The sequence below is a fragment of the Stenotrophomonas sp. 80084_Sma genome (assembly GCF_056481995.1).
In genome coordinates this window covers 4,285,363-4,310,722 of record NZ_CM151177.1, presented here as the reverse complement: position 1 = coordinate 4,310,722, position 25,360 = coordinate 4,285,363, and the positions used below count along the sequence as shown (strand labels likewise).

General features: G+C 66.9%; 19 protein-coding genes. 10 read left to right on the top strand and 9 right to left on the bottom strand.

Going from position 1 to position 25,360, the window contains the following annotated elements; genetic code table 11:
* Positions 1-59: 59 nt before the first annotated feature.
* The 5 genes from ACZK3W_RS19805 to ACZK3W_RS19785 all read right to left on the bottom strand — a co-directional run bounded on the left by ACZK3W_RS19805 (position 60) and on the right by ACZK3W_RS19785 (position 8,344).
* Positions 60-2,582 (bottom strand): PepSY domain-containing protein, encoded by a 2,523-nt coding sequence (locus ACZK3W_RS19805; RefSeq protein ID WP_478450211.1) that lies wholly within the window; start codon positions 2,580-2,582, stop codon positions 60-62.
* A gap of 626 nt (positions 2,583-3,208) precedes the next feature.
* Positions 3,209-3,772, bottom strand: a complete 564-nt coding sequence (locus ACZK3W_RS19800; RefSeq protein ID WP_107433205.1) for a TlpA family protein disulfide reductase — start codon at positions 3,770-3,772, stop codon at positions 3,209-3,211.
* Positions 3,769-6,150: a protein-disulfide reductase DsbD family protein gene (locus ACZK3W_RS19795; protein ID WP_125892151.1), complete on the bottom strand. Its 2,382-nt coding sequence runs from the start codon at positions 6,148-6,150 to the stop codon at positions 3,769-3,771. The genes ACZK3W_RS19800 and ACZK3W_RS19795 overlap by 4 nt, the downstream gene beginning before the upstream one ends.
* Positions 6,147-6,485, bottom strand: a complete 339-nt coding sequence (gene cutA / locus ACZK3W_RS19790) for a divalent-cation tolerance protein CutA (RefSeq protein WP_006396762.1) — start codon at positions 6,483-6,485, stop codon at positions 6,147-6,149. Before cutA ends, ACZK3W_RS19795 begins: the two co-directional genes overlap by 4 nt.
* 68 nt (positions 6,486-6,553) lie before the next feature.
* Positions 6,554-8,344, bottom strand: coding sequence for an endonuclease (locus ACZK3W_RS19785; RefSeq protein ID WP_293794633.1), 1,791 nt, complete (start codon positions 8,342-8,344; stop codon positions 6,554-6,556).
* A gap of 357 nt (positions 8,345-8,701) precedes the next feature.
* Here ACZK3W_RS19785 and ACZK3W_RS19780 point away from each other — a divergent pair, with 357 nt between their 5' ends.
* A complete protein-coding gene (locus ACZK3W_RS19780) occupies positions 8,702-8,989 on the top strand; it encodes a co-chaperone GroES (protein ID WP_006396661.1) in 288 nt (95 codons plus the stop codon).
* A gap of 81 nt (positions 8,990-9,070) precedes the next feature.
* Positions 9,071-10,720: a chaperonin GroEL gene (gene groL / locus ACZK3W_RS19775; RefSeq protein WP_014038666.1), complete on the top strand. Its 1,650-nt coding sequence runs from the start codon at positions 9,071-9,073 to the stop codon at positions 10,718-10,720.
* An 88-nt stretch (positions 10,721-10,808) separates the two neighbouring features.
* Here groL and ACZK3W_RS19770 read toward each other — a convergent pair whose 3' ends face one another.
* Positions 10,809-11,732: a LysR substrate-binding domain-containing protein gene (locus ACZK3W_RS19770; RefSeq protein WP_293794632.1), complete on the bottom strand. Its 924-nt coding sequence runs from the start codon at positions 11,730-11,732 to the stop codon at positions 10,809-10,811.
* Between the two features lie 245 nt (positions 11,733-11,977).
* Between ACZK3W_RS19770 and ACZK3W_RS19765 the strand changes: the two genes are divergently transcribed.
* The 8 genes from ACZK3W_RS19765 (at position 11,978) to ACZK3W_RS19730 (ending at position 17,856) form a co-directional block, all read left to right on the top strand.
* Complete coding sequence (locus tag ACZK3W_RS19765; protein ID WP_049462802.1) at positions 11,978-12,613, top strand: glutathione S-transferase family protein; 636 nt, start codon at positions 11,978-11,980, stop codon at positions 12,611-12,613.
* Between the two features lie 13 nt (positions 12,614-12,626).
* On the top strand, positions 12,627-13,655 hold the full coding sequence (locus ACZK3W_RS19760) for an LLM class oxidoreductase (RefSeq protein WP_293794631.1): 1,029 nt from the start codon (positions 12,627-12,629) through the stop codon (positions 13,653-13,655).
* 55 nt (positions 13,656-13,710) lie between these two features.
* Positions 13,711-14,211 carry a MarR family winged helix-turn-helix transcriptional regulator gene (locus ACZK3W_RS19755; protein WP_293794630.1) on the top strand — a complete coding sequence of 167 codons (501 nt, stop codon included), beginning with the start codon at positions 13,711-13,713 and terminating at the stop codon, positions 14,209-14,211.
* Positions 14,208-14,951, top strand: coding sequence for a DNA alkylation repair protein (locus ACZK3W_RS19750; protein WP_125892161.1), 744 nt, complete (start codon positions 14,208-14,210; stop codon positions 14,949-14,951). The genes ACZK3W_RS19755 and ACZK3W_RS19750 overlap by 4 nt, the downstream gene beginning before the upstream one ends.
* Before the next feature lie 63 nt (positions 14,952-15,014).
* Positions 15,015-15,353 carry a DUF6616 family protein gene (locus ACZK3W_RS19745; protein ID WP_049400985.1) on the top strand — a complete coding sequence of 113 codons (339 nt, stop codon included), beginning with the start codon at positions 15,015-15,017 and terminating at the stop codon, positions 15,351-15,353.
* Between the two features lie 112 nt (positions 15,354-15,465).
* Positions 15,466-15,723, top strand: coding sequence for a hypothetical protein (locus ACZK3W_RS19740; RefSeq protein WP_005414620.1), 258 nt, complete (start codon positions 15,466-15,468; stop codon positions 15,721-15,723).
* A gap of 295 nt (positions 15,724-16,018) precedes the next feature.
* The gene (locus tag ACZK3W_RS19735) at positions 16,019-17,092 is read left to right on the top strand and encodes a 3-deoxy-7-phosphoheptulonate synthase (RefSeq protein WP_049462798.1); all 1,074 of its coding nucleotides are present in this window, start codon (positions 16,019-16,021) and stop codon (positions 17,090-17,092) included.
* A 452-nt stretch (positions 17,093-17,544) separates the two neighbouring features.
* Positions 17,545-17,856, top strand: a complete 312-nt coding sequence (locus ACZK3W_RS19730; protein ID WP_080356512.1) for a DUF5076 domain-containing protein — start codon at positions 17,545-17,547, stop codon at positions 17,854-17,856.
* 43 nt (positions 17,857-17,899) lie between these two features.
* Here ACZK3W_RS19730 and ACZK3W_RS19725 read toward each other — a convergent pair whose 3' ends face one another.
* The 3 genes from ACZK3W_RS19725 to ACZK3W_RS19715 are packed head-to-tail and all read right to left on the bottom strand — an operon-like array spanning position 17,900 to position 25,196.
* Positions 17,900-20,959 carry an efflux RND transporter permease subunit gene (locus ACZK3W_RS19725; RefSeq protein WP_293794629.1) on the bottom strand — a complete coding sequence of 1,020 codons (3,060 nt, stop codon included), beginning with the start codon at positions 20,957-20,959 and terminating at the stop codon, positions 17,900-17,902.
* Positions 20,956-24,033: a multidrug efflux RND transporter permease subunit gene (locus tag ACZK3W_RS19720; protein WP_293794628.1), complete on the bottom strand. Its 3,078-nt coding sequence runs from the start codon at positions 24,031-24,033 to the stop codon at positions 20,956-20,958. Before ACZK3W_RS19720 ends, ACZK3W_RS19725 begins: the two co-directional genes overlap by 4 nt.
* Complete coding sequence (locus ACZK3W_RS19715; RefSeq protein WP_125892169.1) at positions 24,030-25,196, bottom strand: MdtA/MuxA family multidrug efflux RND transporter periplasmic adaptor subunit; 1,167 nt, start codon at positions 25,194-25,196, stop codon at positions 24,030-24,032. Before ACZK3W_RS19715 ends, ACZK3W_RS19720 begins: the two co-directional genes overlap by 4 nt.
* Positions 25,197-25,360 lie beyond the last annotated feature (164 nt).

The window sequence follows — 25,360 nt, the reverse complement described above, 5'->3', positions numbered from 1 at the left end:
GCCGCTGGCCGGCACCGTCGATGATCCTGCCGGCCAGCGGCCGGCACTACCCTTGTGGCTCAGTACACGTCGCGCCGGTAGCGCCCGGTCTCCAGCAGCGTTTCCACAACCTCATCGCCCAGCGCAGCGCGCAGCACCTGGTCCACGCCTTCGGCCATGCCCTGCAGCGAGCCGCAGACATGAATCACCGCACCACGCTGCATCCATTCGCGCAGCGCATCGGTGGCGGCACGCAGGCAATCCTGCACGTAACCACCTTCCCCATCGCGCGAGAACGCCAGGTCCACCCGCGCGAGATGGCCATCGGCCTGCCACGCTTCGATCTCGTCGGCGAACAGGAAGTCGTGCGCGCGCTGGCGCTCACCGAACAGCAGCCAGTGCCCGTGCTCGCCTGTGTGGGCAGCTTCGCGCAACAGGCTGCGCAGACCCGCGATGCCGGTGCCATTGCCGACCAGCACCATCGGCACACCGCCAATGCGATGGAAACCGGGGTTGCGATGCACACGGGCCACGATGCTGGCACCGACCGGGGCATGCAGCGCCAGCCAGCCCGAGCCCAGCCCGGCTCGACCCGACAGGTCATGCACCAGGCGCACCACCAGTTCCACCACTTCATCACTCGTGGAGGAGGCGATGGAGTATTCGCGTCCGGGCAGCGTTGGCAATCCGGACAGCCACAGGCAGGCATCCTGCACCGCCAGCGCGGCGTCGGCCTCGGGCAGCTCGCGTTCACTGGCCAGCGCCAGCAGGGTGCGTGGGTGGCCGTCCACCAGCAGCGGCTGCAGCGGATCCAACCCCTGTGCCTTCAACACGGCGCTGGCGTGCCGTGCGTTGTGCCGGGGCGCGATATGCAGGATGTCGCCCGCCTGCCACTGCACGGCGGCCGGTGGCGCAAGACGGATGCGCCAGATGGCACCACCGATGCTGCCCGGATTGAGCCGGTCGCGGCCGAGCAGCCGCCACTCATGCATCTGCGTGGCCGCCGGCAGCACGCTGTCATCGGTGACGATGCCGGTCAGCGCGCCCAGCTGCAGCTGCCATTGGCGCAAGGCCGCTACCGAGGCGGCATCGACTTCGACGCGGTCGAACAACGGGCGCGCGCCGTTGCCGAGCAGCCAGCCATCAACCTGGCGACCGAAGCCGCAGTAGTGCGGGTACTGTCGGTCACCCAGCGCCAGCAGTCCAAACTGCAGGCCTGACAGGTCGAGTGTCTGTGCCATCAGCCGTCGTGCAGCGCCTCGCGCCGCATCCGGTGGCTCGCCGTCGCCGAAGGTGCTCAGTACCCACAGCACCTGCGCGGTGCGTGCCAGCTGCGCGGCATCGACGCGGGCCAGTGGCAGCACCTGCACCGCATGACCGGACGCCTGCAGCTGCGCGGCGGCGCGCCATGCCAGTTGTTCTCCCAGTCCACTCTGGCTGGCATGCACCACCAGCCACGGCGTACCACCGCCATCGGCAGGCGTTGCTGGCAGCGACTGGCGCAGGTCACGCGCGGCGCGCTGGCTGCGGCGGCGGTCCAGGTAGAGCATCCAGCCGGTGATGAAGAACAGGCTCATGCCCAGGCTGCTGAGCATCACCACGACACGCCCGGGCACGCCGAAGTAGCTGCCCGAGTGCAGCGCGAACACGCTGGTGGCCAGCTGCGCGCCGGCGCCCTGGCGCGCATAGGGGCGGGCATCGAGCGTGGCCCCCGTGCCTGGGTCCAGCTGCAGCAGATCATGCGCGCGGTCATGCTGGCCGCCGCGCTGCGACGGATCACCGGCCATCACCCGCACGTTCAGTGCCTGCCCCGGCTTCTCCGGCAGGCGCAGGTCGATGTAGCCGGTGCGCACGCCGGGCAGTGCGTACAGCGTGGCTTCGATGCGTTCCAGGTTCAGGGCGGCGTCGGTGGCGACCTTGTGCCTGGCGGCCGGTGCGACGCCCAGCAGGGTGTTGGCGGCACTGCGATACCAGTCGAACGACCACCACAGGCCGGTCAGCGCACTCATCAGGTAGATCAGCAGCACCCAGGTGCCGACCACCGAGTGCAGGCTCCACAGGAAGCCACGGCCGCTGCGTTTCCATTCCACCGCCAGCCAGCTGCGCCAGTGCCACCAGCGCCGCGGCCAGCGCAGGTAGAGCCCGGACAGGGTGAAGAACAGCAGCGCGATGGCACAACTGCCGGTGATCCATTTGCCGCGCTCGCCGGCGGCGAGGTGGCGATGCAGATCCTCGACGAAATCGAAGAACGCCTGCCCGCGCAGGGCGCTGAAGCGCTCGCCGGTGTACGGATCGAAGTAGACCCAGTGTTCCTTGCCACCGGCGAAGCGCGCCACCGAGGGCCGTTGCCCGGTGGCATCCACGCGCAGGCGTTGCAGGGGGCGATCACTGCCGGTCTGCAGCAGCGGCACCAGTTCGCTGAGTTCAAGCGGAAGCTGGCCGTCGGCATGGTGCTCGGCGATCTCGGCGAAGCCGGGATTGGCCGCCCGCAGCAGTTCATCCTCGAAGGACAGCACGGCGCCGCTGAGGCCCATCACGGCCAGCACGGCACCGGCGGTGATGCCCAGCAGCCAGTGCAGTTGGAACAGGACGTTCTTGAACATCGAAGGAGGAGGGCCTGGAAGGCTGCCGCCCGCATCCTGCGCAACAGCAAATGAGAATTAGTCGCGGAATTCTCCGTGGCGGACGGGCTACGGTCAAGGAGGGTTCTGTTGCAGGGCTTTGCAGCCCTGCACCCGCTACAAGCCGGAGCAACGTCAACGTCAAAAGCTGGCTTTCCGTGGGTTGGCGGGGTGGGTCCGGTTGAGGGGGACGCTGCAAGTACGTCCATGTAAGCTCGGTCGCCGCATCCATGCGGCTCACGCCCCCTCAACCGGACCCACCCCGCCTTCGACAGTTTCCTGCGATCTGTCGGAACGGCGTTCTGCTTTGGTAGGTGCCGACCGTTGGTCGGCACGGGGTCTGATTCCGTTCTGAATATCGATATCTGACAGATGTGTCGACCAAGGTCGACACCTACCAACAGCCGCGAAGATCTGTCAGAGGCGGGGCGGTGTCGGAGTGCGGGGTGTCAGCCGCATGGATGCGGCTGCCAAGCTTACAGGGACGTACTTGCAGCGTCCCCGCACTCCGACACCGCCCCGCCATCCCACGGAATGCCCGCTTTGGCTTTGGCTGTTGCCGTTGCATTGAGCAGGGTGCAGGGCTGCAAGCCCTGCAAAAAACACCCTCACTTCACCCAGCTGTCGATCTCGCCGTGGGCGAACGGTCCCAGCTTGGCCTTCACCAGCCGCCCCTGTGCATCGAACAGCACGCTGTAGGGCAGCAGGCCCTGCGTATTGCCCAGCTGCACGCTGGCATCGCGTGGCCCGGGTGTCTCGATCACGATCGGGTAATCCACCGGTACCCGCTGCAGGAAACCGCGCACGTCTTCCGGCGTATCCAGCGCCAGGCCAAGAACCTGCACACCGTTGTCGCCCTGGGTGTGGGCAAAGCGCGCCAGTTCAGGCATTTCTTCAACGCAGGGCGCGCACCAGCTGGCCCAGACATTGATCAACAGCGGGCGGCCGGTAGCGTGCTGGCGCAGGTCCAGCGGTCGGCCTTCAAGATCGGGCAGCGACAGCGCGGGCAGGCTGTCGCCGACCTGCAGGGCGGGTGCCACCGCCGCCACCGCAGGCGCCGCTGGCATGGCCTCAGGCGCAGCCGGCGCGGGAGCCAATCGATGCCCGGCCCACAGGCCGAGGCCGGCGGCCAGCACCGCTGTCCACAGCAGCGCTGGCCGTTGCCATTTCATCGTGCGGTGCGCAGCAGCGCTTCCTCGACCACCGCCTGGGTCAGCAGGGTCGGCAGCACGGTCGGCGGTGCGCCGGGGCCGTACACCACGTACAGCGGCACGCCCACGGCCTTGTGCTCTTCCAGGAACGTGGTGATCTGCGGATCGACGTTGGTGTAGTCACCGCGCATGTACACCGCGTTGGTGCGCTTGAGCAGTTCCTTGAACTCTGGGCGCGACAGCACGGCGCGCTCGTTGGCCTTGCAGCTCACGCACCAGTCGGCGGTCATGTTCACGAACACCACGCGGTTGTCGGCGCGCAGGCGATCCAGCAGCTGCGGCGAGTATTCGACCACGTTGTCAGTGGCCGCCTGTGCGGCACGCGCCGGCGCTGCCAGCTGGGTCACGCCCCAGGCCGGAACCAGTGCACCGATCGCCAGCAGCACGCCGAGCAGGGTGACGGCGCGCGAGCCGGTCCAGCGGTTGCGTTCAAACAGCCACAGGCCGAAGGCCAGCAGCAGTAGGCCACCCAGCACCAGCGCCATGCCGTCCACGCCGCGCTGCTTGCCCAGCACCCACAGCAGCCACAGCACGGTGGCATACATCGGGAAGGCCAGCACGTGCTTGAGCGTTTCCATCCACGGGCCCGGCTTGGGCAGGCGGCGCGCCAGCGCCGGCACGAAGCCGATCAGCAGGAACGGCAGCGCCAGGCCCAGGCCGAGGAACAGGAACACGGTCATCGCCTTCAGCGGCGGGGCAATGAACGCGTAGGCAATCGCGCCGCCCATGAACGGGCCGACGCAGGCACTGCCGACCACGCAGGCCAGCGCACCGGTGAAGAAATCACCGGCCGGGCCACTGCGGCTGGCCAGCGACTGGCCGAGGTTGCCGATGCCGCCGCCCAGTGTGAACACGCCGGACAGGCTCAGGCCCACCGCGAACATGATGTAGGCCAGCGCCGCCACCACGCCCGGGTGCTGCAGCTGGAAGCCGATGCCGACGGCGTTGCCGATCGCGCGCAGGCCAACCATCAACGCACCGATCACCGCGAACGCGACCAGTACGCCCAGCGTGTACCAGAGGGCATGGCTGCGCGCGCGCTGCGGGCTTTCGCCGCTCTGCGCCAGGCTCAGGACCTTCAGCGACAGGATCGGCAGCACGCAGGGCATCAGGTTCAGTACCAGGCCACCGGCCAGCGCCAGCAGCAGGACCCATACGAACGAACGGTCCGGATTCGGCGTGGTCACCGGCGGTCGCGTGCGCAGCGCGTTGTCACCCTGTGCATCGGCGGCGAACTCACGGCTGGCGGTGCCGTCACCTGCAGCAGGGGCCGTTGCATCCGTATTGGGCACGGTTGGCAGCAGGCGCAGCGGTGCGCCGTTGGCGGCTTCGCGTGGTGCGCCGTTGGCAGCGGGCAGCGGGCTGATCACTTCATTGCGCGGTGGCGCCTGGTCGGCGCTGCTGCTGACCTTCCCGGCCGGAATGGACAGCTTCACCCGGCGGGTCATCGGCGGGTAGCAGATGCCATCGGTCTGGCAGCCCTGGAAGGTCACCACCAGGGTGCTGTCGACCGCATCGGCGACGGAGCGGCGCAGCGGCAGCGGCACTTCCACCTGGTTGAAGTAGACCGAGACATCGCCGAAGTGCTCGTCGCGATGCGACTGCGCGGCCGGCCAGCGCGGCTTGTCGGCCAGCACACCGGTGCTGCCTTCCAGCTTCAGCGAGGTGCGGTCGCGATACAGGTAGTAGCCCGGTGCCGGGCTGAAGCGCAGCAGCAGGGTATTGCCGTCGCTGGCGATGGCGTCGAAGCCGAACGCCTGCTCCGACGGCAGCGGCAGCGCCTGGCTGTTGCTGGCCGCACCCGGCAGGCGCAGGCCGCCGCTGTTGCCGGCACCGGCCAGCGGGTTGTTGAACGGGCTGGCCGCACCGGTGCGTGCAGCCGGGGCGTTGGCCTGTGCACCGGCACCGGGCAGGGTGACCTGCACCACGCGCTTCTGCGGCGGGTAGCAGACACCGGCATCGGCGCAGCCCTGGTAACGCACTTCCAGGCTGATGGTGCCGGCGGCGTCGGTCGGCGTGCCGGGCAGGGTGGCCTGCAGCCGCTCGCGATAGGTTTCAACCTCGCCGAAGAAATCGTCGTGGTGCTTGTCGCCCTTGGGCATCTGCAGCGCGCCGGCGTTGAAGGCCGGGTCGGCCTTGACGCTGGTGCGGTGGCGATACAGGTAGTAGCCCGGCGCGATCTTGAACTGCAGCTGCACCTGGCCGCGTTCGGGGGCGGTCGCTGTCAGCGCGAACGCCTGGTCCACCGGCAGCAGGTCCTTCTCATCCAGCGCGAAGGCCGGCAGCGAGAGCCACAACAGGGCGCACAGGGCGGCGCCACGCGCAAACAAAGTCTTCAATCAGTGTCCTCCCGGGTCTGTGCCCGGATCCAGTCCAGATACGCCGGCAGGCCGGCCCGGGTTTCGACCGCGATGCACTCCGGGAGTTCATACGGATGCAGTTCGACGATCCGGGCGATTGCGTCATCGACGCGGCTCGCGGTGGTCTTCACCAGCAGCTGCAGTTCGGTGTCGGTAGTGACCTCGCCCTGCCAGCGGTAGGTCGACTGCGCGCCCTCCAGCCGTGTGACGCACGCGGCCAGGCGCTCGCCAACAAGCGCGTGCGCGATGCGCTCGGCACTGGCCCGGTCCGGGCAGGTGGTCAACAGCAGCAGGACGGGATCGACGGTCGACATGACCGTCGAGTATAGGGCCGCCGCCGGGTCAGGGCCCGGCGGCGGCAATGGACCGCTGCGTTGCGCGGTCAGTTGGCCAGCTGGCAGGTGGCCGGCTTGGCCGAGGTGAACAGGGCCGGGGTGGCCCACTCGGGGTGGTCGATGAACGGGTTGCGGTTGCCCTGGAAGCTGTAGATCACGTCGTTGCGGGCACGCTCGGCATCATCCGGCGGATCGGACAGGTGCCAGTCGATCAGCGTCGAGAGCAGGCCCATGTAGGCCGGCGAACTGCTGGTCTTGACGATCCTGCTGCGGTCGTCGGTCAGCTCCAGGTCCGGCTCGGACTGGCCGGTGGCCGCATCCTTGCCGCCCTCGTAGCGGATCGCCATGTACATCACCGCACGCGCCATGTCGCCCTTGCGCTTGCCCCACACCTCGAAGGTGCCGGTGTTACCGTCCGGCGTGCGCACCCAGTTGGAGTTGCCCGGGTAGCCGCCGCTGCCGCCGCCCTGGCCGTTGTTGGCCTCGGTGGCGCGTTCGCCGCAGTTGGCGTCGCACTTGCCGAACGGCTTGTTGCCACGGTCGGCGTTCCACTGCGCGTCGGTCAGGTACAGCATGTGGGTGTCGGTGTACGGCGCGTACGGCAGGCCCTTGTCGCCGGTGGTGCTGGCAAAGCCCAGCGAGTTCGGCCAGGTGTGCTCGCGGTTGTACTTCAGGCCGCCGCCGCTGCCGGCGCGGTCGGTCACCTTGGCGTAGCTGCGGTTGCGGTACGCATCCAGGATCCTGCCGCTGTTGTTCGGATCCTCGTCGGCGATTTCCAGGATGGTCCAGGTGCTGGTGCCCGAGCCGCTGTACGGGTAGGCGGTGTGGCCCTTGATGGTGGCGTGCAGCGAGCAGCGCAGCTGGCTGGGGCTGCTGGTATTGACCTTGGAGTAGTAACCGGCCGGCACGCCCGGGTTGCCCGGGTCCGGATTGCCGCCGGTGCTGGCCACGGTGAAGGCGATGCGGCTGTCGGCGGCGGGGTGCGCCCCCTGCAGGTCGGTGATGCGCGCGGCGCGGATGTCGAAGCGGCAGGCTTCACCGGCCACCAGCGCGGTGTTGGTGGACAGCTTCACGCTGCGGCCGCTGGCCGGGTAGGTCAACGGCACGCTGCCGGAGGTGCCGCAGCTCAGGGCGAAGGCGCCGCTGGCCAGGTTCACCGTCTCGCTGAACACCACTTCCAGGTCGGCGGCGGCCGGGAAGGTGCTGCTGCCCTGCGCCGGGGTGGTGGTGGAGACCGACGGCGGCGTGTTCTGGCCCGGGGTGCCACCCCCGCTGAAGGTCTGGCCGTTGTTGCAGCTGCCAAACGTCTGCTTGGCCGATTCGGCCCAGGTGAAGTGGGCGTACTGGCTGCCGCTGCCGGCAAGCTGAAGCGAGGTGCCCGGGGCCGTGCTGTTGGTCTCGGCCACCGGAATGTTCTGGCTGGTCATGCCGGCGGCAGGGCCACCGGAGGCGGTGATGGCGCCCTCGTAGCTGAGGAACTGGACCACCTTGCCGCTGGCATCGACCAGGGCGATGCCGTCGTTCGGACCGTTCTGCAGGCCGTTGGTCGGGTAGCTGACCACGGCCAGGGTGGCGCTGCCGCAACCCGCGGCGGTGCCGGCCGGGACCGGATTGTTGGCGTAGACCGTGGCGGCCGAAGGATTGCTGCCGTTGTAGAGATAGAGGCGGTAGCCGGACAGGTCCTCGCCCGCGGTAGCGACCACTTCGATGGCTTCGCCGACGTCACCGGCGGCGGTGCTGTCGTCGTAGTGCAGTTCGTTGATGAAGACTTCGGCCTGGGCCGGCGCGGCGGCCAGCGCCAGCAGGCAGGCGGCGGCAAGCGGGGACAGCAATCGCATCGACTACTCCTTGTGATTGGGAATGCGCGGCCGAGCCTAAGGCCGATCCAGTGACACTTTGTCGTAAATGAACGTCAGATATCTGACAGTGCGACGCGAGTCACCAAAAGTCGAGGATTCCAGAGACAGGGTTGCCGCGTTGCACCGGCATCCAGGCCTTCACATGGGCGCAGATCGAGTGGGCCCGGGGCAGAGAAATTTTTTCCGCGAGCGGCCTTGAAAGGTCCGGGGCCAGCTCCATCTCTGTCCTGCTCCCGATTCATCGGGCTTTTTCGCGAGCAATGCTGGCAGTCACCTGGGGTGAGTGCTAACATCGCCAGACTTTTTCAGACCAATCAATAACTTAAGAGGTCTCTCATGAGCATAAAGCCGCTGCACGACCGCGTTGTGGTCAAGCCGATCGAAGCCGACGAAATCTCCGCCGGTGGCATCGTCATTCCGGATTCGGCCAAGGAAAAGTCCACCAAGGGTGAAGTCGTGGCCGTCGGCCCGGGCAAGCCGCTGGACAACGGCAGCGTGCGCGCGCCGTCGCTGAAGGTCGGCGACAAGGTCATCTACGGCCAGTACGCCGGCAGCTCTTACAAGAGCGAAGGCGTCGAGTACAAGGTCCTGCGCGAAGACGACGTGCTCGCCGTCATCGGCTGAGCCTCGGTGCGACCTGTTTCAACCTGATCCCCAAATCCCAGCCGCCGGGCATCGTCCGGCGCTACCAATGAGGTAATTGCAATGGCTGCCAAGGATATTCGTTTCGGTGAAGACGCCCGTTCGCGCATGGTGCGCGGCGTCAACGTTCTCGCCAATGCCGTCAAGGCCACCCTGGGCCCGAAGGGCCGCAACGTCGTGCTGGAAAAGAGCTTCGGCGCACCGACCATCACCAAGGACGGCGTCTCCGTCGCCAAGGAAATCGAACTGGCTGACAAGTTCGAGAACATGGGTGCGCAGATGGTGAAGGAAGTTGCTTCCCGCACCAACGACGACGCTGGCGACGGCACCACCACCGCCACCGTGCTGGCCCAGGCCCTGATCCGCGAAGGCGCCAAGGCTGTTGCCGCCGGCATGAACCCGATGGACCTCAAGCGTGGTATCGACAAGGCCGTCGTGGCCGCCGTTGCCGAGCTGAAGACCATCTCCAAGCCGACCGCCGACGACAAGGCGATTGCCCAGGTCGGTACCATCTCGGCCAACTCGGACGAGTCGATCGGCCAGATCATCGCTGACGCGATGAAGGAAGTCGGCAAGGAAGGCGTGATCACCGTTGAAGAAGGCTCGGGCCTGGACAACGAGCTGGACGTGGTCAAGGGCATGCAGTTCGACCGCGGCTACCTGTCCCCGTACTTCATCAACAACCAGCAGTCGCAGACCGCTGACCTGGATGACCCGTTCATCCTGCTGCACGACAAGAAGATCTCCAACGTCCGTGACCTGCTGCCGGTGCTGGAAGGCGTCGCCAAGGCCGGCAAGCCGCTGCTGATCGTTGCCGAAGAAGTTGAAGGCGAAGCGCTGGCGACCCTGGTGGTCAACACCATCCGTGGCATCGTCAAGGTCGTGGCCGTCAAGGCTCCGGGCTTCGGCGACCGTCGCAAGGCGATGCTGGAAGACATGGCCGTGCTGACCGGCGGCACCGTGATCTCCGAAGAAGTGGGCCTGTCGCTGGAAAAGGCCACCATCAAGGACCTGGGCCGCGCCAAGAAGGTGCAGGTCTCCAAGGAAAACACCACCATCATCGATGGCGTGGGTGACAAGGCTGCCGTCGACGCACGCGTCGGCCAGATCAAGACCCAGATCCAGGACACCTCCTCGGATTACGACCGCGAGAAGCTGCAGGAACGCGTGGCCAAGCTGGCCGGTGGCGTTGCCGTGATCAAGGTCGGTGCTTCGACCGAAATCGAAATGAAGGAAAAGAAGGATCGCGTCGACGACGCCCTGCACGCCACCCGTGCAGCCGTTGAAGAAGGCGTGGTCCCGGGCGGCGGCGTGGCCCTGGTCCGTGCGGTCACCGCACTGGCCGGCCTGAAGGGTGCCAACGAAGACCAGAACCACGGCATCCAGATCGCCCTGCGCGCGATGGAAGCCCCGCTGCGCGAAATCGTGGCCAACGCCGGTGAAGAACCGTCGGTCATCATCAACAAGGTCAAGGAAGGCACCGGCAGCTTCGGCTACAACGCCGCCACCGGCGAGTTCGGCGACATGCTGCAGTTCGGCATCCTGGACCCGACCAAGGTGACCCGTTCGGCGCTGCAGAACGCGGCCTCGATCGCTGGCCTGATGATCACCACCGAAGCCATGGTTGCCGAAGCTCCGAAGAAGGACGAGCCGGCCATGGGTGGCGCCGGTGGCATGGGCGGCATGGGTGGCATGGGCGGCATGGACTTCTAAGTCCCCACGTTCGCCCCGCAATGAAAAACCCCGCCGCAAGGCGGGGTTTTTTTGTGGCCGGCTGCAATGGCATCGCTTTTCGAGCGACTTATCCTGCGTCCTGCAGGGTGTGTGTGCCTGCTTCCTGCGGCGTCATCAGTGCTGCATGCAACCAGGTCATGAAAGCAGGTATCGCAGCGTTGGCCTCGCCGTCCGCACGCGTCACCGCGTAGTAGGCGAAGGCCTGTGGCCAGGGCTGGTCGATCACCACCTGCAGCCGGCCATTGGCGAGTTCTTCGGCCGCGTGGATGTCGCGCACCAGGGCGATGCCTTGCCCGGCCACCGCCGCGCGGATCAGCAACAGGTCGTCATCGAACGCAGGGCCGCGCTCCAGTCGTTCATCGACGGGCAGATCCAGTGCCTGGAACCACAGCCGCCAGTCGCTGCGGTCGGCGTCCTGCAGCAGCGGCAGCTGCAGGCAATCCTGTACCGAGCTGACCGTCGGTGCGCCGGCCAACAATGCTGGACTGGCCACCGGCAGCAGTACCGGCGCCAGAAGATGCTCGGCATGCAGGCCAGGGTAGCGGCCCAGTCCATGACGGATCGCGATGTCCACGCCGTCGCGGCGCAGGTCGACCAACGCCGCGCTCGAGTCCAGCTGAACGTCCACCTGCGGATGCAACGCACTGAACCCGCCCAGTCGCGGCGCCAACCACTGTGCGGCGAAGCTCGGTGCCGCGCTGATGCGTAGCGTGCACCGTGTTTCCCAGCGTTCGAGTGTCTGCAGGCTCTGTGCGATCTGATCGAAGGCCTGCAGCAGCTCCGGATACACGCGCGCGCCGGCTGCACTGAGCACCACGCCATGCCGGGTGCGGTCGAACAGGCTCACGCCCAGCCGCTCCTGCAGCTGTCGAAGCTGCTGGCTGATTGCACCAGGTGTCACCCCCATCGCATCGGCGGCAGCGGTCAGGCTGCCATGTCGGCCGGTTTCAACGAAGGCCCGCAGGCTCAGCAGCGGCAGCACCGCACCCATCTCCACTCTCCTGTAACCGCGTCGGCACGCGCCGCGCTGCGACAGCATATCGACCGCACTGCAGCCTGTCGCGCGCGCGTCGCGCACGTTGAGCCCCGCTCAACTCCCCGTGCAGAAGACATCGTTTCCCCGCGACTCAGGCCCTTCCTAGACTGCCTGCACGGCTGCTGCAGCGCCCGTTCCCGCATCGCCCGGCCACCTTCAACGGCCGGTGCATGCCGTCGCTCCCTGCGTCCAGGATTCCCATGAACGAACCTTCGCTGCACCTGTACTCCGACAGTTCTCCCAATGGCTTCAAGGCCACCATCGCACTGGAAGAGCTGGGTCTTCCCTATCGCCTTCACCACGTCCACATCGCCGATGGCGAACATCGCCATCCCGACTTCCTGCGGCTCAACCCGCATGGCCGCATTCCCGTGCTGGAAGATCGCGCGCGCGGCATCGTTGTCTTCGAGTCGGCGGCGATCCTGATGTACCTGGCCGAACAGGGCAATGCGTTGCTGCCTTCCGAACCGGCTGCGCGCTGGGAGACGCTGACCTGGCTGATGTTCCATGCCGCCAGCGTCGGCCCGATCCTCGGCCAGCGCGTGCACTTCGAGCATTTCGCACAACAGCCCGATTCCGCGGCAATCGAACGCTACCGCCGCCTGAGCGACGAGCTGTTCGGCGTACTCGACCAGCGCCTGCAGGGACGCGAGTGGTTGGCTGGCGATCACTACTCGATTGCCGACATCGCCCACTTCGGCTGGCTGCACATCGCCCGCATCATCGACATCGATTTGTCGCGGCATCGCCATCTGGATGCGTGGTACGCACGGGTTGCCGCACGCCCTGCGGTACAGCGCGGCGTGCAGCTGCCCGAGCCGGCCACCGGACCGTAAGGAGGCGACGCATATGAACGATACCATTGCAGTGCCGGGCGCGTCGGCGCCGGTCTTTGCCACGCATCCGGGCTACCAGCGCATGTTCCGCGCCGACGCGCTGACCCTGGGCATCTACCTGCCGCTGCGCTTCTACCAGGGCGACATGGCCGTGCTGCAGGGCCAGGCGCGGCTGGTGGAGGAGATCGACCGCCATGGCTTCGCTGCGGTATGGGTGCGTGACGTACCGCTGTTCGATCCGTTGTTCGGCGATGCGGGGCAGCTGTTCGATCCATTCACCTACCTTGCGTGGCTGGCAGCGCGCACACAGCGCGTGGCCCTGGCCACCGGCAGCGTGGTGCTGCCACTGCGCCATCCGATCGATCTGGCCAAGGCCGCGGCGTCGATCGATCAGCTGTCCGGTGGGCGGCTGGTGATGGGTGTGGCGTCCGGTGATCGACCGCTGGAGTTCCCTGCCTATGGACTGGAGCACGCGGCGCGCGGAGAGCGTTTCGCCACCGCAATGAACGAGATGCGCCGTTGGCTGCAACCGGGCACGGATGGGCGGATGACACATGCCGGTGCCGGGCAGGGCGTGCAGTTGCTGCCGCCCACGGTCAGTGGCCGCGTTCCGCTGATCGTCACCGGTGGCGCACGCCAGCCACTGGAATGGATCGGCCAGCATGCCGATGGCTGGCTGACCTACCCAGAGGCCACCCATGACAACGCTGGTCCGCAGCGGCTGGCCGCGAAGATCGGCGCCTGGCGCGCGCTGATTCCGGACGGCGGCTTCCGTCCGCACATGACCAACGAATGGATCGACCTGGTGGACGATCCGGATCATCCACGCATGCCGCTGCGGGGTGGCTTCACCCTGCGCACCGGCCGCAAGGGTCTGATCGATCTGCTGCAGGCCTGGCAGCGGGCCGGCGTCAACCATGCCGCACTGGGGATCCAGTTCGCCGAGCGGCCTGCCGGCGAGGTGCTGCAGGAGCTGGCCGAGGAGGTACTGCCGTTGTTCCCGTCGCATCCCGGGCCGGCGGCGAAGGTGATGGACTGGTAGCCACGCCGAAGGGGATGGCATATGATTAGGCGCCTAATCATATGCTCATCACGAGATGATCGAAACCAAGCACCATGCCCTGATGGATGAGGCGCAGCGACGCGGCCACGCCAACGTCGCGCAGCTGCGCCTGTGCTTCCAGCTGCTCTCGTTGTCGTCGTCCATCGACCACGATTGCGCCACCCGGCTGGCGCCACACGGGCTCAGTGAGGGTCGCTTCATCGTGCTGTTCCTGCTGCATGGGGCCGGTGGCACGTTGTCGCCCCACGAGCTGGCCGAACGCGCAGGCGTGACCCGCGCCACCATCAGCGGCCTGCTCGATGGCCTGCAGCGCGAAGAACTGCTGCAGCGTCGCAGCGATGCTGGGGATGGCCGTCGCCTGCAGATCGTATTGACCGCACGGGGAAAACGCTTGGCCGAGACACTGTTTGACCAGCACACACAGTGGATCGGTGGCCTGTTCAATGGTCTGGATACCGATGAACAGCAGCAGCTGTCGCGGTTGCTGCACAAGGTCTGGCAGCACACCGATGCTGGACGAGAGTCTGCAGCATGAGCCCGGCGATTGCGGCGCAACGCCTGCATGAACTCAACACCGGTCGCGTTGCCACCACCCATCTGGCCGAATGCCTGGCAGTGGATTTCGCCGCGTTGCTGCAGGTGGTGGCGCCTGCGCCTGCACCGGAAGCGCTGCAACGCATGCGGGATGCCTCAGGCAAGAAGGGCATCACGCTGCGCATGGCCCTGGCCGCGCAACTGCTGCGTGAGGCGGGGCAGGGTGCGCCTGAGTTCTGGCAGGATCACAGCTCCGATACCGTGCGTGGCTGGGCCTGCTATCTGGTCGGCAGCGATGCCCGCGCAACGTTGGCAGAGAAGCTGCAGCAGATGCGCACGCTGGCCGATGACCCACACTTCGGTGTGCGCGAATGGGCGTGGCTGGCGCTACGCACGGACATCGTTGCCGCGCCGATGCAGGCGCTTGAGTACCTGCAACCCTGGACACAGGAAACATCGCCGTACCTGCGTCGCTTCGCCTGTGAAGCGCTTCGCCCACGCGGTGTCTGGGCCACGCATATCGCACTGTTCAAGCAGCATCCGGAACTTGCGTTACCCATGTTGGAAGCACTGGCTGACGACCCGGAGCGCTATGTGCAGGATTCGGTCGGCAACTGGCTCAATGACGCCGGCAAGACTCAGCCGCAGTGGCTGCGCGAGCTGTGCACGCGTTGGCAGCACGAGCGCCACAGCGACGCCAACGCCTACATCCGCAAACGCGCATTGCGCTCGTTCCGGTAGTGCCGGCCGCTGGCCGGCAACCCCGCAACCCCGCAACCTCGTAAACCTCAAGGAAGAACCACCATGTCGCACACCTTCATCGAGCTCTACACCGCCACACCTGCCTGGACCGCACTCCCGCCCGAGCAGCGGAATGCCTTCTTCGCCCGTATTGGCGCCGGCATGCAGCAGTTCGATCCAGCCCGCATCACGCCGCTGGCGATGGGCCGCATTGCCACGGACGTACCGCACGGCAGCGATGAGCAGTTCTATGCGGTCTGGCGCTGTGCAAGCCGCGAGGAGGTCGATGCGCTGGTGGCCGGCATCGCCGCGACCGGCTGGCATGCGTACTTCACCACCACCCATGCGGTAGGCGCGATGGACAGCATGGCCCAGCACCTGGCCGACCTGGCCGCCCTGTAGCGGGGCGGCAGACGCCGGCAGATCCCGGGCCTCGGCATGGGAGGCACATGCGCCTGTCACCCAGACACGGTAAACAGTGCATTGCCCATGTCCATCCGCAGGGAAGTTGATCATGCAGAGCACGCTCCAGGTCACGCTGTTCGGCCCTCTTGGCGACAGCCCGGCGTTGCAGTTGCCGGGCCTGGAGGGGCCGTCGGTGGCCATCCCGGAATCGGCCCTGCGGCGGTTGGTTTCCGACCTCTACACCGCGCGTTCCCTGCTCAACCCCGAGCAGCTGGACGAAGCCCGGCAGGAACTGGATCGCGTGCTGGAGCGCTGGGCCGACATCCATGAGGGCCTGCTGCTGGACGTGGAAGTGCATGGTAAATGAGCAACTTCGCGTGGCTGCCGCCGCGTAGGCATGGCTGGTGCGCACCTCGCTGAACCGCGTCCCCAGTTGCGGATGAAACATTTTGCACTGCGCAAAAGCTGTGCTATCAATAGATCCCATGAACGCAGCCCCCACCAGCTTTTACTGGTATTACTTTCCGAAGCCACTGGCGGAGGAAGGACTGCGCTCACCCTGAAGAAAGCTTCAGACGCATTCCCGAAAGCCGCCAGCGAACCTGGCGGCTTTTTTCATGCCGCCACGCTGGGGACCCCCAACGTTCCGGAGATCTCCTGCAATGCCCCCGCACACCGACGACCTGCGTATCCGCACCATCGAACCGCTGACACCGCCTGCCCAGCTGCTGGCGATGCTGCCCTGTGACGATGAAGCCTCCGACACCGTCAGCGCCTCGCGCGCGGCCCTGCACCAGATCCTGCATGGCCGTGACGACCGCCTGGCGGTGGTGGTTGGCCCGTGCTCGATCCACGACCCGAACGCTGCCATTGAATACGCCCAGCGCCTGAAGCCGCTGCGTGACGCGCTGGCCGGAGAACTTGAAATCGTCATGCGCGTGTACTTCGAGAAGCCGCGCACCACGGTGGGCTGGAAGGGCCTGATCAACGACCCGGACCTGGACGGCAGCTTCAGGATCGACAAGGGCCTGCGCATCGCCCGCGGCCTGCTGCGCGACATCAACAAACTCGGCCTGCCGGCCGGTGTCGAATTCCTCGACGTGATCTCGCCGCAGTACATCGCCGACCTGGTGGCATGGGGCGCCATCGGCGCACGCACCACCGAAAGCCAGGTGCATCGCGAGCTGGCGTCGGGGCTGTCGTGCCCGGTCGGCTTCAAGAACGGCACCGATGGCAACGTGAAGATCGCCGCTGACGCGGTGGGTGCCGCGTCCAATCCGCATCACTTCCTGTCGGTCACCAAGCAGGGCGGTACCGCCATCGTGTCGACCACCGGCAACCCGGATTGCCATGTGATCCTGCGCGGCGGCAAGCAACCGAACTACGACGCAGGCAGTGTTGCCGAGGCCTGCCAGGTGCTGGCCAAGGCCAAGTTGCCGACGCGTCTGATGATCGACGCCAGCCATGCCAACAGCCTGAAGAACCCGGAGAACCAGCCGAAGGTGATCGAGGACATCGCCGTTCAGCTGGAAGACGGCGAACAGCGCATCGTTGGCGTGATGATCGAGAGCCATCTGGTCGGTGGCCGCCAGGAACTGGTGGAAGGCCAGCCGCTGGTCTATGGGCAGAGCATCACCGATGGCTGCATCGACTGGGACACCACCGTGACGGTGCTGGAGCGACTGGCTGCGGCCGTGCGCGCCCGTCGCGACGTGAAGGTGTCCGAAGCAGCTTGATGGAAGCCGCCTGAGTGCGGCACGTGTGTGGATGGCGGCCAGCGCCTGCGGGGGTGCGGCCGCGATCAGGGCCGGTCGGAGTTGGAGACCGGCCCATCTGCACCGGCGATGCGCCTGGCGCTGCGCATGAGCGACAGCGCCAGGTACATCGCCGGGGTGGCAGTAGATCCACGCCATGCGTGGACGATTCGCCGTCCCCGGCAATGACGGCTACGACCCGCTGGAGGCCACATTTGTCGCGGGCCCGTCGGGTCGCACCCGGCACGCCAAGTGGTCCAGTCCGCACAGTGCGATGATCCGCCTTGGACACGTAGAGTCGATCTTGCTCGACTGCGGAAAAACGTGCACCAACGGCAGTCGAGCAAGCTCGACTCTACTCAAGGTCCGCAGTAGATCCACGCCATGCATGGATGTGGGCCACAACGCGATCACTTCTCCTTGCGGCTGCCGCCATGAAAGAACTGATCATCCCTGAAGCTGCCCAACGCGACGAATCTTCGGTCGAGATGATTCGCGTGTGGATCGCTGAGCGCGGGCTGCATGCATCATTGAAAGTGGGGCTGTACGAGGATCGCCCCGACATCCGCGAAGAACGTGCCTGGGGGCGAATTCTTGCCGACGTTGCCCAGCACGTTGCCGACGCGCTGGTGACCAGTGAGGGCATGGACCGTGACGTGGTGGTCGAGGCCATCAAGGCAGCCTTCAACGAGGAGCTGCAGGCGCCATCCAGCGGCCGGTCCGGCGGGTTCGTCGTGCGGCATTGACGGTAGATCCACGCCACGCGTGGATGAATTCCCCGCCCCACATTCACTGCTTCGCCCGAATCCTCGCCAACGCCAGATACATCGCCGGGGTCGTGTACAGCGTCAGCCACTGGCTGACCAGCAAACCTCCGACAATCGCAATGCCCAGCGGTTGCCGCAGCTCCCAGCCTTCGCCATTGGCCAGCATCAGCGGCAGCGTGCCCAGCAGCGCTGCCAGCGAGGTCATCAGGATCGGCCGCAGGCGCAACCGTGCGGCTTCCATCACTGAATCCTGCGCGCTCAGCCCGCGTCGCTCGCCGGCCAGCGCGAAATCCACCAGCAGGATGGTGTTCTTCATCACCACGCCCACCAGCAGGAACAGGCCGAGCAGGGCGATCAGGTTCAGTTCGTTGCCGAACAGCCACAGCGCCAGCAGCGCACCGACACCGGCCGAGGGCAGGGTGGACAGGATCACCAGCGGCTGCAGGAAGCTCTCGTAGAGGATGCCCAGCACCAGGTAGACCGCCAGCGTGGCGCCCAGCACCAGCCATAGCTGGCGCGCGCGCAGCTGATCCAGCCCGCCGGCTTCACCGGACAGTTTTCCCTGGACCGAACGCGGCAGCATCAGTTTCGACATCGCACCATCGATCGCCAGCGTGGCCTGTTCCAATCCTACGCCCGGTGCCAGTGCGAACTCGATCCAGATCGAGGCGAACTGCTCGCTGTGGTACACCCGGTCCGGTGCCATGCCATAGCGCCAGCTGGCGATGCTCGACAGCGGAATGCGCTGGCCGTTGCCATCGATCACCTGCAGGCGTGACAGCGTGCCCGGGTCCTGGGTGTGCTTCGGGTCCAGCTCCATCACCACGCGGTACTGGTTGAGGCTGTCGTACAGCGTGGCGACCTGGCGCTGGCTGAAGGAGTTGTTGAGCATGTTGGCCACCGTGCGCAGGTCCACGCCGTGGCGCGCGGCTGCTTCGCGGTCGATATCCAGCACCACCTGGCGCATGCCCGCTTCACCCTGTGCTTCCACGTCAACCAGTTCGGGCAGGCCACGCAGGGCGGCAGCCACCTTCGGTGCCCATTCGCGCAGGGGCGCTGTATCGGCTGAAAGCAGCTGGAACTCGTACTTGCCGCTGCTGCCGGCGCCCTCCAGGCGGATGTCCTGGTCCACCCACAGATAGAGATTGCCGCCGGGCAGCTTGGGCAGCCGCGCGCGCAGGCGGTCGATCACCTGCTGGCTGGACACCTTGCGCTCGGCCAGCGGCTTCATCTTGATCATGATGAAGGCGTTGTTGACCCCGTTGCTGCCACCGATGTAGCCGATGATGTCCTCGATGGCCGGATCGGACAGCAACAGCTTCCTGTACGCATCGATCTTCGGTTGCATGGCCTGGAAGGACAGGCCGTCATCGCCGCGCGCGAAGCCACGCAGCTGCGCGGTGTCCTGCTTGGGCACGATGCCCTTGGGCACCTGTTGGAACAACCAGGCGTTGAGGGCGATCACGGCCACGAACGCCAGCAGCGGCCAGCGCAACCGGCGCAGGCTGGCCTGCAGGGTGCGCAGGTAGGCGCCGCGCAGGCGCTCGAACAGTGCGTTGCTGCCGCGCTGCCAACGCGAGGGTTGCTGTGCGGCATCCACGAACAATCGTGCGCACAGCATCGGCACCAGGCTCAGCGCGACCAGCACAGAGACCGTCATGGCCGCCACCAGGGTCAACGAGAATTCGCGAAACAGGCGTTCGACGAAGTCGTCCAGGAATAGGATGGAGACGAACACCACGGCCAGTGCAACGTTCATCGACAGCAGCGTGGCACCGACTTCCGATGCACCCCGTACTGCCGCCTGCCAGCGGTCGGCGCCCAGTTCGCGATGGCGGGCGATGTTCTCCAGCACCACGATGGCATCGTCCACCACCAGCACGGCGGCGACGATCAGCGCCATCAATGAAAGCGTATTGAGCGAGAAGCCCATCAGCGCGATCAGCGCCAGCGTGCCGAACAGCACCACCGGAATCGCCACGCTGGGCACCAGCGCTGCACGCCAGTGGCCGAGGAAGCCGAGCACCACCAGCACCACCAGCACGATCGCCAGCACCAGCGTGAGCTCTGCTTCGTGCAGGGTGGCGCGGATCACCGGCGAGCGGTCCATCACCAGCCGCATGTCCACGCCGGAGGGCAACAGCGCATGCAGTTGCGGTAGCTGCGCCTGGATGGCATCAACGGCGGCGATGATGTTGGCGCCGGGTTGGCGGCTGACGATCAGCAGCACGGCGGGGCGTTCGTTGTGGAAGCCGCTGGCGTAACGGTCTTCCACGCCATCGGCAACGGCGGCGACATCGCCCAGCCGCAGCGTGCGGTCGTCGCTCACCTTCAGAGCCAGTTCGCGGTACTGCGCGGCCTGGCGCAGCTGCAGCGGCGCTTCCAGCTGCCACTGCTGGCGGTCATCGCCCACGGCACCCAGCGGGCGCATGGCGTTGGCGAGGCCGATGGCCTGGGCCACGTCCTCCAGCGCCAGGCCTGCATGGTTCAGTGCATTCGGGTCCAGCGAGACACGCACGGCGGGCAAGGCGCTGCCGCCCACCTGCACTTCGCCCACGCCCGGTACCTGCGACAGCTTCTGCGCCAGCACGGTGGAGGCCAGGTCATACAGCTGGCCTGGCGAACGCGTGTCCGAGGTCAGTGCCAGCGCCAGGATCGGTGCCTGTGAGGGATTGACCTTGCGGTACTGCGGCATGCCGGGCATACCACTGGGCAACTGCCCGCGTGCAAGATTGATGGCGGCCTGCACTTCACGCGCTGCCTCATCGATGTCGCGGCCGAGTACGAACTTCAGTTCGATCTGGGTCTGGCCCTGGGTGCTGGCCGAGTCGATGCGTGAGATGCCGGGCAGGCTGCCCAGTGCGCGCTCCAGCGGCGTGGCGACGGTGGCTGCCATCGACTCGGGCGAGGCGCCGGGCAGGCTGGCACTGACTTCAATGGCCGGGTAATCGACCTGCGGCAGCGGCGCCACCGGCAACAGGCGCAATGCCAGCAGGCCGGCCAGCACCAGCGCCACCGCCAGCAGGATCGTCGCTACCGGGCGCTGCACGCAGGCCTGCGCCAGGCGCGCGATGGGGGTCACGCGCGCGCCTCGTCAACGGCCACCGGGGACGTCGCACGGCCACGCTGCAGGCGATCAAAGGCCAGGTAGATCACCGGCGTGGTGAACAGGGTCAGTACCTGGCTGACCAGCAGCCCCCCCACCATCACCCAGCCCAGTGGCTGCCGCAGCTCGGCGCCGGAACCACTGGCCAGCATCAGCGGCACTGCGCCGAACAGCGCGGCCAGCGTGGTCATCAGGATCGGCCGGAAGCGCAGCAGCGCGGCCTGATGGATCGCCTCGCGCGGTGACATGCCGCGTGTGCGCTGCGCGTCCAGCGCGAAGTCGATCATCATGATCGCGTTCTTCTTCACCAGGCCGATCAGCAGCACGATGCCGATCACCGCGATCAGGTCCAGGCTGCGTCCGCTTACCCACAGTGCCGCCAGCGCACCGACGGTGGCCGAGGGCAGGGTGGAGAGGATGGTGATGGGGTGGATGAAGCTCTCGTAGAGCACGCCCAGCACGATGTACATCACCACCACCGCAGCCAGGATCAGCCACAGTGTGGACGACAGCGAGCTGCTGAAGGCCGCTGCGGCACCCTGCAGGCGAAGTTCGATGCTCTGCGGCAGGTTCACCTGTGCGCGCGCGGCGTGCACAGCCTCCACCGCTTCGCCCAGTGATGCGCCCGGGGCAAGGTTGAACGACAGCGTGGCCGCCGGGAACTGGCCGACATGGTTGCGCAGCAGGGCGGTCGGGCCCAGATCCACGCGTGCCACCGCACCCAGCGGCACGGTCTGCCCACTGCTGCTGCGCACACGCAGGCCCGTGATCGCCTCCGGCCCGGGCTGTCGTGAAGGATCGGCCTCCAGCACCACCCGGTACTGGCTGGCCTGGGTGAAGATGGTCGAAATCTGGCGCTGCCCATAGGCGTCGTACAGCGCATCGGCTACTGCTTCCACGCTTACGCCCAGGCGCGCCGCCGCATCGCGGTCGATCGCCACGCGCGCCTGCCGGCCCTGCATCTGCAGATCGCTGGCGACATCGCGCAGTGCAGGTTGCTGGCGTAGCGCCTGCAGCAGCTTCGGGGTCCAGCGTTCCAGTGTTTCAAGATCCGGCGTGGTCAGGGTGAACTGGTACTGGGTGCGGCTGATGCGGTCTTCGATGCCCAGCTCCTGTACCGGCTGCAGGTACAGGGTGATGCCGGGGATCTTCGACACGCGCTGTTGCAGGCGCGCCATCACTACGGCGGCGCTATCGCGGTCGCCGTGCGGTTTCAGCTCGATCAGCAGGCGGCCGGTATTGAGCGTGGCGTTGTTGCCGTCCACGCCGATGTAGGAGGACACACTGGCCACCGCCGGGTCTGCTTCGATGGCCGTGGACAGCGCCTGCTGGCGCTCGCGCATGGCCTGGAACGAGATCGCCTGTGGTGCCTCGCTGATGCCCTGCACCAGGCCGGCATCCTGCACCGGGAAGAAGCCCTTGGGCACGGCGAAGTACAGCGCCACGGTCAGTGCGAGGGTGGCAACGGTGGCCAGCAGCATCAGCGGCTGGCGCTGCAGCACCCAGCGCAGCTGGCGGTCGTAGAGGCCGATGACGCGGTCGAAGACATCGGGCGCATGTGCAGTCTTCGCGTGCGGCTTCAGGAACCGCGCGCACAGCATCGGCGTCAGCGTCAGCGAGACCACCAGCGAAATGCCGATGGCTACAGCCAGTGTCACTGCGAACTCATGGAACAGTGCACCCACCAGGCCGGCCATGAACAGCAGCGGGATCAGCACCGCGATCAGCGAAACAGTCAGCGACACCAGGGTGAAGCCGATCTCGGCTGCGCCTTTCAGCGCTGCATCGCGGGGGCTTTCACCTTCCTCCAGATGGCGGGCGATGTTCTCCAGCATCACGATGGCATCGTCCACCACGAAGCCGGTGGCGATGGTCAGCGCCATCAGCGTGAGGTTGTTGAGCGAGTAGCCGGCCAGCAGCATCACCGCAAAGGTGCCGATGAGCGACAGCGGTACCGCGACGCTGGGAATGAGCGTGGCCGGCAGATTGCGCAGGAACACCCAGGTGACCAGCACTACCAGGCCGATGGCCAGTACTAGTTCTTTCTGCACGCCGCGCACCGACGCGCGGATCGATTCGGTACGGTCGCTCAGTACATTCATCTGCACGCCGGCGGGCAGCGTGGCCTGCAGCTGCGGCAGCAGCGTACGCACCTGCTCGACCACGGCGATCACGTTGGCGCCGGGCTGGCGCTGGATGTTCACCAGCACTGCCGGCGTGGTACCGCTCCAGGCGGCCAGCTGCCGGTTCTCGGCGCCATCGGTAATGGTGGCTACATCGCCCAGCCGCAGCGGTGCGCCGTCGCGCCAGGCCAGTACCAGGGCACGGTACTCATCCACGCTGCGCATCTGATCGTTGGCATCGAGCATCACCGCGCGGATCGGGCCGTCGAAACTGCCCTTGGGCAGGTTGACGTTGGCGGCGGCGATGGCGGTGCGGATGTGGTCCATGCCCAGGTTGTTGGCGGCCAGCGCCGCTGGATTGACCTGGATGCGCACCGCCGGGCGCTGGCCACCGGCCAGGCTGACCAGGCCGACGCCGGGCAACTGCGCCAGGCGCTGGGCAATGCGCGTATCCACCAGATCGTGCACCTGCGGCAGCGACAGGCCTTGCGAGGTAACCGCCAAGGTCAGGATGGGGGTGTCGGCGGGGTTGACCTTGCGGTACACCGGCGGCACCGGCAGGTCGTCGGGCAGGAAGCTGCCCGCCGCGTTGATGGCGGCCTGCACGTCCTGCTCGGCCACACCCAGCGACACCTCCAGCCCGAACTGCAGGGTAATGACCGAGGCGCCACCGGAACTGGTCGACGACAGTTGTTTCAGGCCGGGAATCTGCCCGAGCTGGCGCTCCAGCGGTGCGGTGATGGTGCGTGTGGTCAGTTCGGGGCTGGCCCCCGGATACAGCGTGGTGATCTGGATGATCGGGTAATCGACCTGCGGCAGCGCCGCCACCGGCAGCAGGCGATAGGCCAGCACGCCGGACAGCAGCAGCGCCACCATCAGGAGAGTCGTTGCGACCGGGCGCAGGATGAACGGGCGCGAGAGGTTCATGCGCCGGCCTTGGTCGCGGCCTCCTCGGTGATGATCTCCACCGCCGTGCCGTCTTCCAGCCCGTCGATGCCTTCGATCACCACCTTGTCCCCTGCGGCCAGCCCGGAGCGCACGGCCACGCGTCCATCATCGGCTGGACCGAGCACCACGGTGCGGCGTTGTGCCTTGCTGTCCTTGTCGACGATATGCACGTAGTTGCCCTGGCTGCCGAACTGCACGGCGGCATCGGGAATCAGCAGCGCGGGCTGCTCGCCCAGCTGCAGGCGGACGTTGACGAACTGGTTGGGGAACAGCGCCAGATCGTGGTTGTCGAAGTGCGCACGCAGTTTCAACGTGCCGGTGGTGGTATCGATGCGGTTGTCGACGCTGGACAGCGAGCCGCGGGCCAGCTGCCGGCGTTCTTCGCGGTCCCAGGTTTCCACCGCCAGTGCCGGTTGCGCCTGCACGGCATCGAGCAGCGCAGGCAGCTCGGGTTCGGGCACGGTGAACAGCACGCTGATCGGCGCGGTCTGCGCCAGCGTCACCAGGCCTTCGGCATCGCTGGCGCGCACCAGGTTGCCCACGTCCAACCGGCGCAGCCCGACGCGGCCACTGACCGGCGCGGTGATGCGGGTGTACTGCAGCTGCAGGCGCGCTTCATCAACAGACGCCTGATCGCTGAGGCGGCGGCCCTGCAGCTGGCGCACCTTGCTCTGCTGGTCGCTCAGTTCCTGCCCGGACACGTAGTTCTGCTTCTGCAGTTCGCGGTAGCGCTGCAGCTGGCGCTCGGCGTTTTCCAGCTCGGCCAGATTCTGCTGCTGGGTACCCTGCGCCTGTGCCAGCTTCACTTCATACGGGCGCGGGTCGATCTGCGCCAGCAGATCGCCGGCCTTCACCTGCTGGCCTTCCTGGAAATGCAGCCGTAGCAGTTCGCCATCCACGCGGCTGCGTACCACCACGCTATGCAGCGGGGTGACCGTACCGACCGCCTTCAGGCGCAGCACCAGCGGCTCGGCGCTGGCGCGGGCGATGCGCACGGGCACCGTCTTGCCGGGTGCATCGTCGCTGCTGCCGGCACCATTCCGGGACCACAGCCACCACGCCAGAAGGGCGGCGAGGGCGATGGCCAGCACCGCCCACAACAGGCGGGCACGACGGAAGCGGGAATTTTCGGCGACAGACATGGGGCATCCTGCGCCCTGCGCGCGCAGGGACATGCGGGCCCGTCGGCGCGTTCCGGCACCACGGGCAGCGGGGAGGGAGTTGTCTGGCGGGGCCGCGGGCGCGGCGTGGCTGGATGCCGTCGCGGCAGCGACGGGGTGACAATGGTAGCCAATCACCCCGGCCA